We start from the raw sequence: 17,361 nt of genomic DNA on the forward strand, positions 1-17,361 counted from the left end.
GCGGCGGGCATTTGGCCGTTCGTAGTACAGGCGTTCAGATCCGGATACCGGGCGCGATGATTCCGTCACCGATCTGGTTCGGGATCCTTCAGCCAATTGACCAGTTCGGTGGAGAAGGCGACCGGGTCCTCCTCGTGCGGGAAGTGGCCGAGCCCGTCGAACAGCCGCCAGCGGTACGGCGCTTCGACGTACTCGCCGGAGCCGGCCGCGCTGCGGGTGCGCATCACCGGATCGAGGGAACCGTGCAGGTGCAGCGTGGGCACCCGCACCGGCCGCTTCATGCGCCGGTAGAACTGGACGCCGTCCGGACGGGCCAGGGAGCGCACCAGCCAGCGGTACGGCTCGACGGCGCAGTGCGCGGTGGAGGGGATGCACATCGCGCGCCGGTACGTCTCCACCGCCTCGTCGTCCGGCAGTCCCGGCCCGGACCAGTCCCGGATCAGCCGGCCCACCAGCTCGCCGTCGTCGGCGGTGAGCTGCCGCTCGGGTATCCACGGCCGCTGGAACCCCCAGATGTGGGAACTGGCGGAGGTCTGGCGGACGTCGGCGAGCATCGCCGAACGCCAGCGCCGGGGATGCGGCATCGAGGAGACGGCGAGTCTGCGCACCAGCTTGGGGCGCATCACGGCCGCCGTCCACGCCAGGTAGCCGCCCAGGTCGTGGCCGACGAGCGCGGCGTCCGGCTCGCCCAGGGAGCGGATCACACCGGTGATGTCGAGGGCGAGGTTGGCCGGGTCGTAACCGCGGGGCGTGCGGTCGCTGCCGCCCACGCCCCGCAGATCCATCGCGACGGCCCGGAAGCCCGCGTCGGCCAGGGCCACCAGCTGGTGCCGCCAGGTCCACCAGAACTGCGGAAAGCCGTGGACGAGCATGACCAGCGGACCGTCGCCCAGCTCCGCGATGTGGAACCGCGCGCCGTTCGCGGCGACCTCGCGGTGGGTGACCGGGACGCCGAGGACGGCGTCCGGCCGTACGACTGAAGCGGGCTGGGCCGATGGGGTGCTGGCGGGGTCCGTCATGACGACGAGCGTGCCACAGCCTCGATGGCCTCCGGGACCCGGTCCTGCGGGAGCTCGGGCCGCGGGTGCGGCTTGGCGTTCTGCAGGACGCCCGCCGACTCCTTCATGGACGCGGCGACCTTCTGCGGGCCCTTGCCCTTCTGCGCCTTCTTCGCGAAGACCACGCCGATCAGCACCAGGGCGAGCGCGACGAGCACGTTCGCCGCGAAGGACAGCAGGAAGCAGATCGCGAGGTTCCAGTCGCTCCAGGTCCGGATGCCGTACGCCAGGGCGAAGTTCAGCATCGGCAGGGAGAACACCAGGACCGCGCCGGCCACCGAGAACGCCCCGCCGCTCACCGCGCCCCGCTTGACGTCCTGTTTCAGCTGGGCCTTCGCCAGGGCGATCTCGTCATGCACCAGCGCCGACAACTCGGTCGTCGCCGAGGCGAACAGCTGGCCGATGCTGCGTTCGGCGCCGACCGGGCTGCCGTCGGGTGCGCTCATCGCGTTCTCCCTCTTCTGCTGCTCTGTGTTTTCCGAACTCTTTTGTACCGTCCCGTCAGATCATGCCGGACGGCCGCCGTCCTCGCCTGCCCCGCCCGGCACTTCGGCAAGCCCCTGGCGCTCTGCCTCGTCCTCCCGGGCGAGCCGTCGGGTGATCTCCTCGGCGATCCGGCGGTGCTCGGCGGCCTTCCCGTCGTAGATCTCCGCCATGCGCAGGTGGTACGCCGGGTCGTCCTGCTCGTACACGTCCGGGATGCCGTCGAGGTCGTCGTCGCGCTCCTCGGCCTCCCACATCCGGCGGTACTTGGCGTTGCGCAGTTTCAGCAGGACCGTCGCCAGGACGGCCGCGATCAGCGAGCCCAGCAGGACGGCGGCCTTGATCTCGTTGGTGAGGGTCGCGTCGCCGTCGAAGGCGAGCTCCCCGATCAGCAGTGACACGGTGAAGCCGATGCCGGCGAGGGACGCCACGGCGAAGACGTCCGCCCAGGCGAGATCGTCGCTGAGGGACGCTCGGGTGAAGCGGACGGTCAGCCAGGTGCCGCCGAAGATGCCGATCGTCTTGCCGACGACGAGACCGAGGACGACGCCCAGGGTCTCCGGCTCGGCGAACACGTCGGCGAGGGCGCCGCCCGAGATCGTCACACCTGCGCTGAACAGGGCGAACAGCGGGACCGCGAGGCCGGCGGAGAGGGGGCGGACGAGGTGTTCGATCCGCTCGCCGGGGGAGTGCCCCTCGCCCTCGCGCCTCGTGCAGCGCAGCATGAGGCCCATCGCCACGCCGGCGATCGTGGCGTGGACGCCGCTGTTGTACATCAGTCCCCAGATGACCAGCGCGAGCGGTACGTAGACGTACCAGCCGTGCACGTTCTTGCGCAGCAGCAGCCAGAACACGAAGAGCCCGGCGGCCGCGCCGCCCAGCGCCGCGAAGTCGATGGTGCTCGTGAAGAAGACCGCGATGATCAGGATGGCGAACAGGTCGTCGACGACGGCGAGAGTGAGCAGGAAGGCGCGCAGGGCGCTCGGCAGGGACGTGCCGATGACGGCGAGCACTGCGAGCGCGAACGCGATGTCGGTGGCTGTGGGCACCGCCCAACCCGCCAGTGAGCCGCCGCCGGTGACGTTGGTGAGCGTGTAGACGAGCGCCGGCGCCACCATCCCGCACAGTGCGGCCACGACGGGCAGCGCGGCTGCCCTGGGGTCCTTGAGGTCACCGGCGACGAGTTCGCGCTTGAGTTCGATGCCGGCGACGAAGAAGAAGACGGCGAGCAGTCCGTCGGCCGCCCAGTGGGCGACGGACAGGTGCAGTCCGAGGGCGCCGGGGCCCAGGTGGTAGTGGCTCACGCTCTCGTAGCCGGCCTGCAGCGCCGGTACGTTCGCCCAGATCAGCGCGGCGACGGCGGCGACGAGCAGCAGTACTCCGCCGACGGTCTCGGTGCGCAGCGCGTCCGCGACGAAGTTCCGCTCGGGCAGGGAGAGCCGTCCGAGGACCTTGCGGGGGATTGGGGTGCGGGGCGCGGTCACGGTGGGCCTCCGGTCGTGGGCAGGGCGGAACGACTTGCCGACCAGACTTCCCGGCGCACCTTGAGAGTCACGTTGTTTTGTTGAGCCGCGTTGTTTGTTGAGCCGCGTTGTTTTGTTTAGCTTACCTAAGATGCGACGCGGGGCGCCTCGTGCAGTATCCGGCAGAACTTCACGTTAGGCGCAAAAAGGGCGCCCCGCCGCTTCACGCGGGGCGCCCTTCCGGCCGGGGCGCGGGGTCAGTCCTCGCTCGGGGACGCCGGCAGCTTCGCCTGGATGAGGTCCATGACCGTGGAGTCGGTCAGGGTCGTGACGTCACCCAGCTGACGGTTCTCCGCGACGTCGCGCAACAGCCGCCGCATGATCTTGCCGGAGCGCGTCTTCGGCAGCTCGGCGACCGGCAGGATCCGCTTCGGCTTGGCGATCGGGCCGAGCGTGGCCCCGACGTGGTTGCGCAGGTCGGCGACGAGCTGCTCGTCCTCGGCGTTGGCCGTGCCGCGCAGGATGACGAAGGCGACGATGGCCTGCCCGGTCGTCTCGTCCGCGGCGCCCACGACGGCCGCCTCGGCGACGGACGGGTGGGACACCAGCGCCGACTCGACCTCGGTGGTGGAGATGTTGTGGCCCGACACGAGCATGACGTCGTCGACGCGGCCGAGGAGCCAGATGTCGCCGTCGTCGTCCTTCTTCGCGCCGTCGCCGGCGAAGTACTTGCCCTCGAAGCGCGCCCAGTACGTGTCGAGGAAGCGCTGGTCGTCGCCCCAGATGGTGCGCAGCATCGACGGCCACGGCTCGGTCAGCACCAGGTAGCCGCCGCCGCCGTCGGGCACCTCGTTCGCCTCGTCGTCGACGACGGTCGCGCTGATGCCCGGCAGGGGAGTCTGCGCGGACCCCGGCTTGGTCGCCGTCACGCCGGGCAGCGGCGAGATCATCATCGCGCCGGTCTCGGTCTGCCACCAGGTGTCGACGATGGGCGTCCGGTCGGCTCCGATGTGCTTGCGGTACCAGATCCAGGCCTCGGGATTGATCGGCTCGCCGACCGAGCCCAGCACGCGCAGGCTGCTGAGGTCGAACTTCGCGGGGATGTCGTCGCCCCACTTCATGAACGTGCGGATGGCGGTCGGCGCCGTGTACAGGATCGTGACCCCGTACTTCTGCACGATCTCCCAGAAGCGGCCCTGGTGCGGGGTGTCGGGCGTGCCCTCGTACATGACCTGCGTCGCGCCGTTCGCCAGCGGCCCGTACACGATGTACGAGTGCCCGGTGACCCAGCCGACGTCGGCGGTGCACCAGTAGACGTCGGTCTCCGGCTTGAGGTCGAAGACCGCGTGGTGCGTGTACGCCGTCTGCGTGAGGTAGCCGCCGGAGGTGTGCAGGATGCCCTTCGGCTTACCCGTGGTGCCGGAGGTGTAGAGGATGAACAGCGGGTGCTCGGCCTCGAACGCCTCGGGCGTGTGCTCGGCCGACTGACGCTCCACCACCTCGTGCCACCACACGTCTCGGCCCTCGGTCCAGGCGACGTCCTGACCGGTGCGCCGGACGACCAGCACGTGCCGGACGCTGTCCACGCGCGCGACCGCGTCGTCGACGGCCGGCTTCAGCGCGGACGGCTTGCCGCGCCGGTAGCCGCCGTCGGACGTGATGACGACCTTGGCGTCCGCGTCCTGGATGCGGGTGGCCAGCGCGTCCGCCGAGAAGCCGCCGAAGACCACGGAGTGCGCGGCGCCGATCCGGGCGCAGGCCAGCATCGCGACCGCCGTCTCGGGGATCATCGGCATGTAGACCGCGACCCGGTCGCCCCTCTGAACGCCCAGCTCCAGCAGCGCGTTGGCCGCTTTCGACACCTCGTCCTTGAGCTCGGCGTAGGTGAGGGCGCGGCTGTCGCCCGGCTCGCCCTCGAAGTGGATGGCGACCCGGTCGCCGTGTCCGGCCTCCACATGGCGGTCGACGCAGTTGTAGGCGACGTTGAGTTCGCCGTCCTTGAACCACTTCGCGAACGGCGGGTTCGACCAGTCCAGCGTCTCCGTCGGCTCCTTGGCCCAGGTCAGCCGACGGGCCTGCTCGGCCCAGAAGCCGAGCCTGTCAGCCTTGGCCTGTTCGTACGCCTCCGCCGTGACGTTGGCGTCGGCCGCCAGGTCGGCGGGCGGCTCGAACCTGCGCTCTTCCTTGAGCAGGTTGGCCAGGCTCTCGTTGCTCACGACATCTCCCTTTCGAAGGGTGTCCGTGTCCGTTGTGTCCCAGGCCACAGCTCATCAGACCCGGGGGTCCGGTGACAAGAGCCGACGAAGGATTGGTTTAGACCTCTCGTGAGGCCTTGCTCCGTGCCCCTGTCAGCCGTCGTCCGGTGGTCATCCGTACCCACGGACGCCGAGCAGGCCGAGTTCAGCGGATGTAACGCCTTTCACATCCCTTCGCCGTCGTCACGAGGGTGCGGGTGCGGGTGCGGGCGGTGCCGGGGCCGGGGCCGGTGCCTGGCCGGTGCCTGGCCGGTGCCAGGGGGGCCGGTGGCGAGGGGCCGGCGTCGAGGGCCGACCGGTGTCGGGGCCGGCCGGTGTGCCGCCCCTGCCCCAACGGGGGCGGCACACCGGCGCGGAGTTCAGGCGGGCACGTCCACCACCCCTACGTGGTCGAACACTCCGCCGTCGCCCAGGCCGTCGCCCCCGGTCGTCTCGGTGAGCAGGTACGTCTGGGCCTCGCCCACGTGGAAGTACAGACCGTGCAGCTCCAGCGCTCCGGCCCGCAGCGCCCGGGCGACCGACTCGTGCGACCGCAGGTGCTGCAACTGCTGGACCACGTTGGTCAGGCAGAGCTGCTCGACGTCGTCCGCCGGGGCCCGTCCGGCCAGCCGGACCCGAGGGCGGTCGTCGTCGGCCAACCGCTCCAGGCTCGGCAGCCCGTGTCGCAGCCACCGTTGCAGCGGGGTCCGGACGTCTCCGGGTTCGGCGTTGAGCAGAGCCTGCATGGCCCCGCACCCCGAGTGCCCGCACACCGTGATGGACCGAACCTCCAGCACGTCCACCGCGTACTCGATCGCGGCCGCCACCGAGTCGTCCCCGCTCTCCTCGCCGTGCGGCGGCACGAGGTTGCCCACGTTGCGCACCACGAACAGGTCGCCAGGACCACTGGAGGTGATCATCGAGGTGACCAGCCGTGAGTCGGCGCAGGTGAGGAAGAGCTGGGTGGGCCGCTGGCCCTCCCGGGCCAGTCGTGCGAGCTCACCCCGTACCAGCGGCGCGGTGTTGCGCTGGAACGCGCTGATGCCACGCACCAGTTGGTGTCCACTAGGTTCGAGGGCCTGCGTCGCGCCCATGGGCTCCGTCGGCTTCTTGTACTCCGTCGCCTCCTCTCTCTGATCTTGCTTGCTCACCTTGGAAGCGGGTGCCGGTTCCGCCGTCGAGACTGTTGGCCCCGACGCGGCTGCCGCTTCTGTCTTCTCCGTGTCCGAGCGCTCCGTGGTGGTGTCCGCCCGCTCTGACGGCCTTGCCGGATCCGACGGGCTCACCGTGTCTGACGTGTTCGGTGAGTCCACCGTGTGTGCCGGGTCCGCTGCCTTCGGCTGCCGGGGGTCCGCTGCCGTTTCCCGCGGCACCTGGCACTGGTGGTTGCGCCAGGGCGTCCACGGACGACAGCGGCAGTCGGCGATCGGGGCGTCGGCCCGGGAAGACCGGGAGGGCAGGGATGACCGGGAGGGGCGGGAGAATCGGGAGGCATCGAGATCCAGGGGAGTGGTCGACTCACTTCCCTCGATCTCCGAGTCGTCCTCGGCTCTCATGCCCGTGTCGAAGGCGGCGTCGAGTCCCGTGCCGGAGCGGCGGCCGGTCAGCTCGGCCGTGCCGCCCTGCGCGGTGTGGGTCTTCTGCCAGTCCTGCAGGGCCTCGTATGCCGCGTGATCCATGAAGGAGCCGTCCAACTCCACCACGGCGCAGGTGCCTTGGGGCACGTGATGCAGGGTGCGGCTGAGTCGTGGCACGGCGAGGAACGTCAACTGGCCTCGTACGTGGACGTGATGGACTCCTTCCTCCGCGTAGTGCGTGATGCGGGTGCGGGCGAGGCGGTGGAGGGCGACGGCCACGGCGACGGCGATGCCGAGCGTCACGCCCTCCAGGACGCCGAGGCACACCACGCCGAGGGTGGTGACGGCGTACACCAGCACCTCTCGGTGGCGGGTCACCGTGCGAATGTGGTGCAGGGACACCATCTGGATGCCGACGGCCATCACCAGGGCGGCGAGTGAGGCGAGCGGGATGAGATCCAGGATCGGGACCATCAGCAGCGCGGCGACTACTACGAGAACGCCGTGCAGCATCGTGGAGTTCCGGCTCACGGCGCCGGCTTGCACATTCGCCGAACTGCGCACGGCCACGCCTGCCACCGGCAGTCCGCCGAGGGCGCCGGAGACGATGTTGGCCGCGCCCTGGCCGAGCAGCTCGCGGTCCAGGTCGGAGCGGCCGACCCGGTTGGCGCGGGAGCCGAGCAGGCCGGGGCGCGAGGCGATCAGCTTGTCCACGGCGACCGCGCCGAGCAGTGACTGCACACTGCACACCAGCGTGGTGGTGAGGACGGCGGCGACGAGCCCGAGCACCGGCCCCTCGGGCATCCCGGCCAGGGCGTGACTGCTCCATGACGGCAGGTCGACCTTCGGCAGGGTCAGGCCGGCGAACGCGGCGGTCGCGGTGGCGCCTGTGACGGCGACGAGCGCGGCGGGCACCTTGCGCAGCACACGGCCGGCCCGCCCGGGGATGCGCGGCCAGAGCAGCAGCAGGCTGAGCGTCAGCGCGCTCATGGCGACGGCCGCGGGCTGCACGCGGGCCAACTGGGCGGGCAGGGCTCGGAGGTTGTCGAGGACCGAGCTCTGCGGGTTGCCGCCGAGGACGATGTGGAGTTGCGCGACGGCGATGGTGACGCCGATGCCGGCGAGCATGCCGTGCACGATGGCGGGGCTGACGGCGAGTGCGGTGCGCGCCACGCGCAGGCATCCGAGCCCCAGTTGGGCGAGCCCGGCGAGGACGGTGATGGCGCATGTCGTCCGCCAGCCGTAGCGCTGGATGAGATCGGCGGTGACGACGGTCAGGCCGGCCGCGGGGCCGCTGACCTGGAGGGGTGAGCCGCCGACCCGGCCGGCGACGATCCCGCCCACGGCGGCGGCGACGAGGCCGGCCTGGAGGGGCGCGCCGGTGGCCAGGGCGATGCCCAGCGACAGGGGCAGTGCGATCAGGAAGACCGCGATCGCGGCGGACACGTCGGCGCCCGCGATACGAAAGCGGCGGCGCGGGGCCGGTGGGGGGCTGTGGGGTGGGTGGACGCGCTCGGTGTGCGTCGGGTGGTCGGTTCGGGTGGGGACGCAGGCGGACATGTTTCCCGTCTCCTCCGGGGCAGCGCGGTCGCGGAACAGGTGGGCCCCCGGCTGTTGCGGGGGCGGTCGCGGCCGTGGGTCACGGCGTGCAGCGGCGGGATGAAATCAACGCTCGGTAAACAGATCGTAATGCAGAGTAAAGGTCAAGCATGGATTTTTGGGGCAAATAGGTCAATTAATCACTCGCAGGAGTGAAGTGCCCTTTTTATCGGCTTGTCGTATTAATTCCTTTTCGGTCTCCATGCGACCTTGGCGGCGCTGCCGGCTCATCCCGGCGCGTCACCAGAGAACGCCCTCGTCGGCGTTGGCCGAGAGAAGGAAGAAGGTGGGCGGAATATGGCCGCCACCCACAGGATCGCCGTCGGCACCGCGGTCGCCGCGGCAGTCGCCGTGTCACTCGCCGCTTGCGCGACGGGCGCCGATGTCTCCCACGGCCCGGAGAAAGGCGCTTCGGGCGCGCGGAAGGCGAAGCCCGCCCCGGCGCCCAAGAGCGTGGTCCGCCTGATCGGAGACGGCTCCACGGCCTACACCGGAGCGCAGCCCCACCTGCCCCGGCCCGAGCGGCTGGAGCCGGGCCGGAAGCCGCCGCAGTTCGTGGTCTTCTCGTGGGACGGCGCCGGCGAGGACAGTCAGAAGCTGTTCTCCCACTTCCGGGACGTGGCCAAGGCCAACCACGCGACGATGACGTACTTCCTCAGTGGCGTCTACATGTTGCCGGAGGAGAAGGCGGACCTCTACAGACCGCCGCAGCACTCGCGGGGCCGCTCCGACATCGGCTTCAACGACGAGCGCGGCATCGCCGCCACCGTGAAGCAGCTGCGCCTGGCGTGGCTGGAGGGCAACGAGATCGGCACCCACTTCAACGGCCACTTCTGCGGGAAGCGCGGGGTGGGCGCGTGGTCGGTCGAGGAGTGGAAGGACGAGATCGCCCAGGCCAAGCAGTTCGTGAAGACCTGGAAGACCAACACGGGCATGACGAAGGCGGCCCCGCTGCCGTTCGACTACGACAGGGAGCTCGTCGGGGCCCGCACCCCCTGCCTCGAGGGACAGAAGAACTTCATGGAGGCCGCCCGCGAGCTGGGCTTCCGCTACGACACCAGCGGTGTCAACAACCAGGTCTGGCCGGCCAGGAAGCAGGGCCTGTGGGACCTGTCGATGCAACTCGTGCCCTTCCCCGGCCACCGCTACGAGCAGCTCACCATGGACTACAACTTCATGGTCAACCAGTCCGGGACCACGACCCAGGGGAACCCCCGCAAGTTCGCCTTCTGGGGCGATCAGATGCGTGACGGCCTGCTCAAGGGCTTCTATCGGGCCTATGACGGCAACCGCGCGCCGCTGATCATCGGCAACCACTTCGAGTCCTGGAACGGCGGTACGTACATGCGCGCCGTCGAGGAGGTCGTCGAGCGCGTCTGCAACAAGCCCGACGTCCGCTGCGTGTCGTTCCGGCAGCTGGCGGACTGGCTGGACGCCCAGGATCCGAACGTCCTGGCCAGACTGCGCACCCTGGACGTCGGCGAGGCCCCGAGACAGGGCTGGACGTCCTTCCTCTCCAGTGCTCCGGCCCCGGCCCCGAAGGGTGTGCCCGGGGCGCCGGCGGTCCGGCAGTAGCGGGGCGCGGCGATGGATGCGCACGCCGGTGGCGGCTCGGCTGTCACACGGAGGCCGTGACGCCCTCCCCGAGGACGAACCCGGGGTCGACCTGCGCCGCCAGGTCGGCTCCGGTCCGTTCGTTGCCCCAGGACTCGGCGTTCTTCAGGTGGAAGTGCACCATCTGCCGCGTGTAGCGCTCCCAGTCGCGCCCGTGGTACGCCGAGTCGACGGTCGTCCGCATCAGGTGCAGGGCGTGACGGTTGACGTTCTCCAGGAGCTCGAACCGGGGTGGCCGGCCCTTCTCCATGGCACGCACCCAGTCCGAGTGCCCGACCGTCACGAGCAGGTCGTCGCCGACCTCGGCGCGGAGGAAGTCGAGGTCGTCCTGGCCCTGCACCTTGTTGCCGACGACCTTCAGCTCGACGCCGAAGTCGCGGGCGTACTCCTTGTACTGGCGATAGACGGAGACCCCCTTCCGGGTCGGCTCGGCGACGAGGAACGTCATGTCGAAGCGGGTGAACATGCCGGAGGCGAAGGAGTCCGAGCCGGCGGTCATGTCGACCACGACGTACTCGTCGCGCCCGTCCACCAGGTGGTTCAGGCACAGCTCCACCGCTCCCGTCTTGGAGTGGTAGCAGGAGACCCCCAGGTCGGCGTCCGTGAAGGGGCCCGTGACCATCAAACGGACGGCCCCACCGTCGAGTTCCACCGGTCGGGCGCAGGCGTCGTACAGCGGGTTGTCCTCGCGCACCCGCAGCAGACGGGAGCCCTCGCCGGGCGGCGTCGTCTTGATCATCGTCTCGGCGGAGGGGACGCGTGGGTTGGAGCCGCGCAGGTAGTCCTTGATCAACGACAGCCGAGCGCCCATCGCGGGTAGTTGCGCGGCCTCCGCCTCGTCGAGGCCGAGGGCAGGGCCCAGGTGCTGGTTGATGTCCGCGTCGACCGCGATCACGGGCGCGCCGGCTGCTGCGAGGTGGCGGATGAACAGGGAGGACAGGGTGGTCTTGCCGCTGCCGCCCTTCCCGACGAAAGCAATTTTCACGTTCACCAAGCGTAGTGAAGTCCTAGCTTTAGGTGACAGTGGTGCGTGAAGAAGACCACTCCTTCGTGGGGTGTGGGGGTGGGTTGCGTAATGTCGTACTCATGAGTACGACAGGCGCGTCCGCCGATCCGCTTGCGGCCCTGGGCTCGTTGCCCGGTGTGGCCGAGTCCGTGGAGTCCATGCGCAAGGCCGTGGACCGGGTCTACGGGCACCGTGTCATGCGTCGTCGCAGCACCGAGATCACCTCCGAGGCGGCCCTGCGCGGGGCCCGCGGCTCGGCGGCGCTGTCCGGTGCGGACTGGGCGCTCGAGGAGGTGCGTCGGCGCAGCGACTTCGGTGTCGACGACGAGGCCCGGGTCATGGGCGCCGCACTGCGGCTGACCGCCGAGGCGGGCCAGTTGCTGTCCATCTGGCGGCAGTCGCCGCTGCGGGTGCTGGCGCGGTTGCACCTGGTGGCCGCTGCGAGCAACGGCGACGAGGTCGGGCGTCCCCGGCAGGCCGGGGAGGAGGTCGACGAGCCTCTCATCGAGCTGCCGCTGCCGGGCGCCGACGAGCTGGCCGGCCGCCTGGAGGGGCTGTCGGAGCTGATCATCGCGGGTGGGTCCGCCCCCGCTCTGGTGACGGCCGCCGTCGTCCACGGCGAGCTTCTGGCCCTGCGGCCCTTCACCTCCTACAACGGCCTGGTCGCCCGGGCCGCCGAACGCATCGTCCTGATCGGCGCGGGTCTCGACCCCAAGTCGGTCTGCCCGGCCGAGGTGGGACACGCCGAACTGGGGCGGGCGGCCTACCTGGCGGCTCTGGACGGCTACGTGTCCGGCACCCCGGACGGCATGGCGGCGTGGATCGCCCACTGCGGCAGGGCAGTGGAACTGGGCGCTCGCGAGTCGACGGCGGTGTGCGAGGCGTTGCAGCGCGGCGCGGCGTAACGGCCACACGCGCGTGGCACGAAATACGGCCCCCACGTGGAGGGCCGTACAAAGGGTTGCGGCGGTACGAGTTCTCGTACCGCCGCTGGCATGCTCACCCGGTTACCAAGCGTCCTCGATGTATTGCCCATCAGGTCGGGAACTTCGCCCGTCACCTGGTGCGGCTGGCCCGTAATCGACGGGTCGACGTCGCGTGGGTGCCCAGTGGTCATGCGCGGTCCGTGGGGCCAAATGCGTTATTAAGGTGATCCTCTCGGATGTCCTTGGTCTCGCGGGCCGTTAAGTCCTTTGTACTCCAGGACCCGGACAAGCGGAAGTGCTGGCACCACTTCTTTGCTTTTGCGCCCAAACGGGTTTTAAACCGGCGAGATGGGGTGGTGGCGAGGCGTTCGACCGCGTGCGCCCCCACCGACGCCTCGACCGCCGACGCCTCGACCGCCGACGCCTCGACTGCCTGCGCATGGCCGGTGGCGGACTCGGCCGACGAGGAGTGGCCGGTGGCGCTTCGACCGGCGGGGAGCGTCGGCGACGTATCGACCGGCGGGGAGCGTCGGCGACGTATCGACCGGCGGGGAGCGTCGGCGGCGCATCGACTCGCCTTCGCTCGGACCTGGGGACCCGTTGGGTGCGGCCGCGTCAGACCGCCGCCGTACGCCGCCGGCTGGCGTACCAGACGAGGCCCGCCGTCGCTGCCGCCGCTCCTATGGCCGCGGCCGCGACCAGTGCCGGGCGGGGCGGTACGGAGAAGGAGGGGATCCGCTGCTTCAGGCGCACAGGACGGTGGAAGTCCAGAATCGGCCACCCGCGCGCCACGGCCTCGCGACGCAGGGCCCGATCGGGGTTCACGGCGTGCGGATGCCCCACCTCCTGCAGCATCGGCAGGTCGGTCGCGGAGTCGCTGTAGGCGTAGCAGCGCGAGAGGTCGTACCCCTCGGACTCGGCCAGCTCCTTGATCGCCTCCGCTTTGGTCGGACCGTACGCGTAGTACTCCACCTCGCCGGTGAAGCAGCCGTCCTCGCCCACCACCATGCGCGTGGCGACCACGCGGTCCGCACCGAGCAGTTCGCCGATCGGCTCGACCACCTCGGCGCCCGACGTGGAGACGATGACGACGTCACGGCCGGCGGTGTGGTGCTCCTCGATCAGGGAGGCGGCCTCGTCGTAGATCAGCGGGTCGATCAGGTCGTGAAGGGTCTCCGCCACGATCTCCTTCACCTGTTGGACGTTCCAGCCGCGTACGAGGGCGGACAGGTACTCGCGGGTCCGTTCCATCTGGTCGTGGTCCATGCCGCCGACGAGGAAGACGAACTGGGCATATGCGGTACGCAAGGCCGCCCTGCGGTTGATCAGACCGCCTTGGTAGAAGGACTTGCTGAAGGTGAGCGTGCTCGACTTCGCAATGACCGTCTTGTCCAGGTCAAAGAAGGCCGCTGTGCGGGGCAAGGAGTGGTTTTCCACAACCAAGAGCATAGGGGCAGCCCATTCGGCGTAAGGTTGGCGCGTGGGTTTGCCTGAGAGGGCTCTCGGGTACACCATGGAAGTCACGGATCGTTCGCGACCGTGCTAACCCGGTCCGGCTCCTCCCCCCCCGAGTCGGCCGTGGAGACGACCCCCGCTCTCCCCCCCGGCGGGGGTCGTCGCATGTCCGGGTGGGTTTTTCCGTTCCCTGTGCGGCCTTGACGCCGCATCGCGGCGGCGTCGGCCGCCCCTTTCGCATGCCCACTGCTCGTCACCGTGTGTAGTCGTCGGACTGCTCTGTGGAAGTCGCACACGAAGGCTGTGCACGGCTCACCGGTGTGGGTGATGGCGATATTCACAAGTGCGCGCTCATCCACAGTTATCCACCAAGATCCACATTATTTCCCGGTTCGCTGCACCGTGATTCCAACGCGTCCGCCGGTGCCGACTTCACATGGCCGGTTCCGTCTGCGGGGCGTCCACGGCCGGTTTCCAACGGCCGTTCATTTGGAGGCCGGATGCCGGTTCTCCACACGTTTGGGAATCGCGGGGCCGCAGTTGACTGCGCGACCCGTGGCGAAGGGGGATGGAAATCGTGACCGGAGCCGTCACACACGACCCGCCGCCCACTCTCGGAGGGCGGCCGGGCAAGCCATTGATCGTCACGGAGGACGTTGACCTCCTCGACGACCTGCTACGCCTGTGCGCAGCGGCCGGCGCCACACCCGAGGTGCACCACACGGTGCCGGAGCGCCGGGGCAGTTGGGAGTCCGCGCCGCTCGTCCTGGTCGGCGACGACGCCGCACGCCGGGTACGAGGGGCGGTCCGACGACGCGGAGTGGTCCTCGTCGGGCGCGACCAGGACGACTCGGGAGTCTGGCAGCGCGCCGTGGAGATCGGTGCGGACCACGTCCTGATGCTGCCCGACGGCGAACAGTGGCTGGTCGACCGCATCGCCGACGTGGCCGAAGGCGTCGGCCGGCCCGCGCTCACCGTGGGTGTGATCGGCGGCCGCGGCGGCGCCGGAGCGTCCACGCTCGCGTGCGCCCTCGCCGTCACCTCCGCGCGTGAGGGACTCCGCACCCTTCTGGTGGACGCCGATCCACTGGGGGGCGGACTCGACGTGCTGCTCGGCGGCGAGAGCGCCGAGGGCCTGCGCTGGCCCGCGTTCGCCGCCTCGCGCGGCCGGGTCGGCGGCGGCGCCCTGGAGGAGTCGCTGCCCCGGCTGCACGCTCTGCGGGTGCTCAGCTGGGACCGGGGTGACTGCGTCGCCATCGCGCCCCAGGCGATCCGCGCGGTGCTCGCGGCGGCCCGGCGCCGGGGCGGCACGGTCGTCGTCGACCTTCCGCGCCGCATCGACGACGGGGTCGCCGAGGTCCTGACCCAGCTCGACCTCGGGCTCCTCGTGGTCCCGGCCGAACTGCGCGCCGTCGCGGCGGGCGGGCGCGTGGCCTCCGCCGTCGGCATGGTGCTGCGCGACCTGCGGGTGGCCGTACGCGGCCCCTACGCCCCCGGACTCGACGACAGCGAGGTCGCCAGGCTGCTCGGGCTGCCGCTGGCCGGTGAGGTGCCCGTCGAGCCGGGGCTGCTGAGGCCGGACGGTGGCAAGGCACCGCCGGGCGCGAGCGCGCGCGGCCCGCTCGCCCGTTTCTGCAAGGAGTTCTGGGAGCGGGCGTTGACCGAAGCGGGTGCCTCATGACCACGCCGTCCGCGCTCGAACGGGCGAGGGGGACCGGGACACTGCTCGACGGCGTACGGCAGTGGCTCGCGGAGAGCGGGGCCGAACCGACCCCCGCGCGCGTGGCGCAGGCCTTGCGCGAACAGGGTCGGGTGCTCGGCGACGCGGAAGTGCTCGGCGCCGCCGAACAGCTGCGATCCGAACTCATCGGCAGCGGCCCCCTGGAACCGCTGTTGGCAGACCCCTGGGTGACCGACGTGCTGGTGTCCGGCCCGGACCGGGTCTGGGTCGACCGGGGCGGCGGCCTGGAACCGACCGGCGTCTCCTTCCCGGACGCGGCAGCCGTCCGACGTCTCGCACAGCGCCTGGCCGCAGTGGCCGGACGGCGCCTGGACGACGCCCGGCCCTGGGTCGACGCCCGGCTGCCCGACGGAACACGACTGCATGCCGTCCTGCCACCGGTCGCCGTCGGCTGCACCTGCCTGTCGCTGCGCGTCGTACGGCCCCGCGCGTTCACGCTCGACGAACTGGTCTCCGCGGGCACGGTTCCGCCGGGCGGGGACGCAGTGCTGCGGGCCTTGATGCGGGCGCGGCTGTCCTTCCTGGTCAGCGGCGGTACCGGCAGTGGCAAGACGACTCTGCTGAGCGCGCTGCTCGGCCTGGTCGGGCCGGGGGAGCGGATCGTCCTCGCGGAGGACTCGGCGGAACTGCGTCCGGATCATCCGCACGTGGTCCGCCTGGAGACCAGACCCGCCAACCAGGAGGGAGCCGGTCTCGTCACGCTGGAGGACCTGGTGCGACAGGCCCTGCGAATGCGCCCGGACCGGCTCGTCGTGGGTGAGGTGCGCGGGCCGGAGGTCGTCCATCTGCTGGCCGCGCTCAACACGGGCCACGAGGGCGGGTGCGGCACGGTCCACGCCAACGCCGCCGCGGACGTCCCCGCTCGCCTGGAGGCGCTCGGGACCGCGGCCGGGCTCGATCGGGCCGCGCTGCACAGCCAGTTGGCGGCAGCTCTTGCGGTGGTCCTGCACCTCGTGCGCGACTCGGCCGGGCGGCGGCGGATCGACGAGGTCCACGTGCTGGAGCGGGACCCGTGCGGGCTGGTGCGGACCGTGCCGGCGCTGCGGTGGCGGGCCGGCGCCTTCGCCTACGAGCGGGGGTGGAAGCGGCTGCGGGAGCTGCTGCGGAGCGAGGACAACGAAGAGAGCGGCGGGAGCAGTGAGAGCGGACGAGAGAGGGGCGGGAGCAGAGAGCGCGGAGGCGAGAGGGGCGGGAGTGGTGAGGGCGGAGGAAGGGGCGGAAGCGGTGAGGACGATGAGAAGGGGCGGGAGCGATGAGTGAGATGCCGGTGGCGGCGGCCGTGGCCTGCGCCGGGGCGGCGGCCTGGTTGATCGGCGGGCCGCACTCGGGAGCCAGGCGGGCGCAGTTGATGGTCGCCGGCGGCGGGACGGTCGGTATCGGCCCCCCTTCGTGGCGGCAGTTGACCGACGAACTGCAACGACTCCGAGGGCTGTGGCGGCCCGAGTGGTGGGCACCGGTCGCCGGGCTGGTCCTGGCGGTGATGGGCGGCTCGGTCCTGCCGGTCGTCGCGGGGGCGGCCGGAGTGCCGCTGCTGCGACGGGCGCGGAGCGCCGCCGACGCGCGGCGGGTGCGTGACCGCCGAGGAGACGCGGTCATCGCATTGTGCGCGGCGCTGGCGGGGGAGGTCCTTGCCGGTCGGCAGCCCGGGGAGGCGTTGCAGCGGGCCGCCCGGGACTCCGGCGGCCTGGGCACGGCGCAGCCCTCGGTGCTGGCGGCGGCACGGTTCGGCGGAGACGTGTCCAAGGCTCTCGTGGTCGCCGCGCGGCAGCCCGGGGCGGAGGGACTCCTGGGGCTCGCAGCCTGCTGGCGGGTGGCCGTGGACCGGGGCGCGGGCCTCGCCGCCGGACTCGACCGCCTCGAAGAGGCGCTGCGTGCCGAACGGGACCAACGGGCCGACCTGCGCTCCCAGTTGGCAGGTCCTCGCGCCACGGCGGTGATGCTCGCGGGCCTGCCGGTCCTGGGCCTCCTGCTGGGCGCCGCCCTCGGGGCCGACCCGCTGCACGTCCTGCTGCACACCGGAGCGGGGCTCGGCTGCCTGCTCGTCGGCGGTCTGCTGGCGGGGGCGGGCGCGTGGTGGGCCCTGCGGATCGTGCGCAACGCGGAGGCGACGTGATGGGGCCGCGGTGGGCGCAGACGTGGACGCCGACAGCGCAGGCGTCGGCGACGGTGACCGCGTGGACGTTGGACGGCAGGGACACGGCGCGG

Annotated in this window: 12 protein-coding genes; 5 read left to right on the forward strand and 7 right to left on the reverse strand. The window is 71.1% G+C overall.

Going from position 1 to position 17,361, the window contains the following annotated elements:
• Positions 1-65: 65 nt before the first annotated feature.
• The 5 genes from ACZ7DE_RS26810 to ACZ7DE_RS26830 form a co-directional block, all read right to left on the reverse strand.
• The gene (locus ACZ7DE_RS26810) at positions 66-1,019 is read right to left on the reverse strand and encodes an alpha/beta fold hydrolase (protein WP_470765428.1); all 954 of its coding nucleotides are present in this window, start codon (positions 1,017-1,019) and stop codon (positions 66-68) included.
• Positions 1,016-1,504: a phage holin family protein gene (locus ACZ7DE_RS26815; protein ID WP_470765430.1), complete on the reverse strand. Its 489-nt coding sequence runs from the start codon at positions 1,502-1,504 to the stop codon at positions 1,016-1,018. The genes ACZ7DE_RS26810 and ACZ7DE_RS26815 overlap by 4 nt, the downstream gene beginning before the upstream one ends.
• A gap of 60 nt (positions 1,505-1,564) precedes the next feature.
• The gene (gene nhaA / locus ACZ7DE_RS26820) at positions 1,565-3,025 is read right to left on the reverse strand and encodes a Na+/H+ antiporter NhaA (RefSeq protein ID WP_470765432.1); all 1,461 of its coding nucleotides are present in this window, start codon (positions 3,023-3,025) and stop codon (positions 1,565-1,567) included.
• Between the two features lie 236 nt (positions 3,026-3,261).
• Positions 3,262-5,220 (reverse strand): acetate--CoA ligase, encoded by a 1,959-nt coding sequence (gene acs, locus ACZ7DE_RS26825; protein WP_470765434.1) that lies wholly within the window; start codon positions 5,218-5,220, stop codon positions 3,262-3,264.
• A 398-nt stretch (positions 5,221-5,618) separates the two neighbouring features.
• Positions 5,619-8,375 carry a SulP family inorganic anion transporter gene (locus tag ACZ7DE_RS26830; RefSeq protein ID WP_470765436.1) on the reverse strand — a complete coding sequence of 919 codons (2,757 nt, stop codon included), beginning with the start codon at positions 8,373-8,375 and terminating at the stop codon, positions 5,619-5,621.
• A 336-nt stretch (positions 8,376-8,711) separates the two neighbouring features.
• Here ACZ7DE_RS26830 and ACZ7DE_RS26835 point away from each other — a divergent pair, with 336 nt between their 5' ends.
• Positions 8,712-9,989 carry a polysaccharide deacetylase family protein gene (locus ACZ7DE_RS26835; RefSeq protein WP_470765437.1) on the forward strand — a complete coding sequence of 426 codons (1,278 nt, stop codon included), beginning with the start codon at positions 8,712-8,714 and terminating at the stop codon, positions 9,987-9,989.
• Between the two features lie 43 nt (positions 9,990-10,032).
• Here ACZ7DE_RS26835 and ACZ7DE_RS26840 read toward each other — a convergent pair whose 3' ends face one another.
• Complete coding sequence (locus tag ACZ7DE_RS26840; protein WP_470765439.1) at positions 10,033-11,013, reverse strand: ATP-binding protein; 981 nt, start codon at positions 11,011-11,013, stop codon at positions 10,033-10,035.
• A gap of 101 nt (positions 11,014-11,114) precedes the next feature.
• Between ACZ7DE_RS26840 and ACZ7DE_RS26845 the strand changes: the two genes are divergently transcribed.
• On the forward strand, positions 11,115-11,939 hold the full coding sequence (locus ACZ7DE_RS26845; RefSeq protein WP_470765441.1) for a Fic family protein: 825 nt from the start codon (positions 11,115-11,117) through the stop codon (positions 11,937-11,939).
• Positions 11,940-12,575: 636 nt separating this feature from the next.
• Here the strand turns inward: ACZ7DE_RS26845 and ACZ7DE_RS26850 are convergent.
• Positions 12,576-13,409 (reverse strand): HAD family hydrolase, encoded by an 834-nt coding sequence (locus ACZ7DE_RS26850; RefSeq protein WP_470765442.1) that lies wholly within the window; start codon positions 13,407-13,409, stop codon positions 12,576-12,578.
• Between the two features lie 574 nt (positions 13,410-13,983).
• Here ACZ7DE_RS26850 and ssd point away from each other — a divergent pair.
• From ssd to ACZ7DE_RS26865, 3 genes are read left to right on the forward strand one after another with little or no spacing between them, the layout of a single operon-like run.
• On the forward strand, positions 13,984-15,096 hold the full coding sequence (gene ssd, locus ACZ7DE_RS26855; RefSeq protein WP_470765443.1) for a septum site-determining protein Ssd: 1,113 nt from the start codon (positions 13,984-13,986) through the stop codon (positions 15,094-15,096).
• Positions 15,093-16,412 carry a TadA family conjugal transfer-associated ATPase gene (locus tag ACZ7DE_RS26860; RefSeq protein WP_470765444.1) on the forward strand — a complete coding sequence of 440 codons (1,320 nt, stop codon included), beginning with the start codon at positions 15,093-15,095 and terminating at the stop codon, positions 16,410-16,412. The genes ssd and ACZ7DE_RS26860 overlap by 4 nt, the downstream gene beginning before the upstream one ends.
• Positions 16,409-17,269, forward strand: a complete 861-nt coding sequence (locus ACZ7DE_RS26865; RefSeq protein ID WP_470765445.1) for a type II secretion system F family protein — start codon at positions 16,409-16,411, stop codon at positions 17,267-17,269. The genes ACZ7DE_RS26860 and ACZ7DE_RS26865 overlap by 4 nt, the downstream gene beginning before the upstream one ends.
• Positions 17,270-17,361 lie beyond the last annotated feature (92 nt).

This window comes from Streptomyces sp. NPDC037083, from assembly GCF_055606485.1.

Excerpts from the sequence above, each read along its gene's own strand:
- ACZ7DE_RS26810 (WP_470765428.1), bottom strand. The coding sequence starts at position 1,019 with ATGACGGACCCCGCCAGCACCCCATCGGCCCAGCCCGCTTCAGTCGTA.
- ACZ7DE_RS26815 (WP_470765430.1), bottom strand. The coding sequence starts at position 1,504 with ATGAGCGCACCCGACGGCAGCCCGGTCGGCGCCGAACGCAGCATCGGC.
- ACZ7DE_RS26830 (WP_470765436.1), bottom strand. The coding sequence starts at position 8,375 with ATGTCCGCCTGCGTCCCCACCCGAACCGACCACCCGACGCACACCGAG.
- ACZ7DE_RS26835 (WP_470765437.1), top strand. The coding sequence starts at position 8,712 with ATGGCCGCCACCCACAGGATCGCCGTCGGCACCGCGGTCGCCGCGGCA.
- ACZ7DE_RS26845 (WP_470765441.1), top strand. The coding sequence starts at position 11,115 with ATGAGTACGACAGGCGCGTCCGCCGATCCGCTTGCGGCCCTGGGCTCG.
- ACZ7DE_RS26850 (WP_470765442.1), bottom strand. The coding sequence starts at position 13,409 with ATGCTCTTGGTTGTGGAAAACCACTCCTTGCCCCGCACAGCGGCCTTC.
- ssd (WP_470765443.1), top strand. The coding sequence starts at position 13,984 with ATGGAAATCGTGACCGGAGCCGTCACACACGACCCGCCGCCCACTCTC.
- ACZ7DE_RS26860 (WP_470765444.1), top strand. The coding sequence starts at position 15,093 with ATGACCACGCCGTCCGCGCTCGAACGGGCGAGGGGGACCGGGACACTG.
- ACZ7DE_RS26865 (WP_470765445.1), top strand. The coding sequence starts at position 16,409 with ATGAGTGAGATGCCGGTGGCGGCGGCCGTGGCCTGCGCCGGGGCGGCG.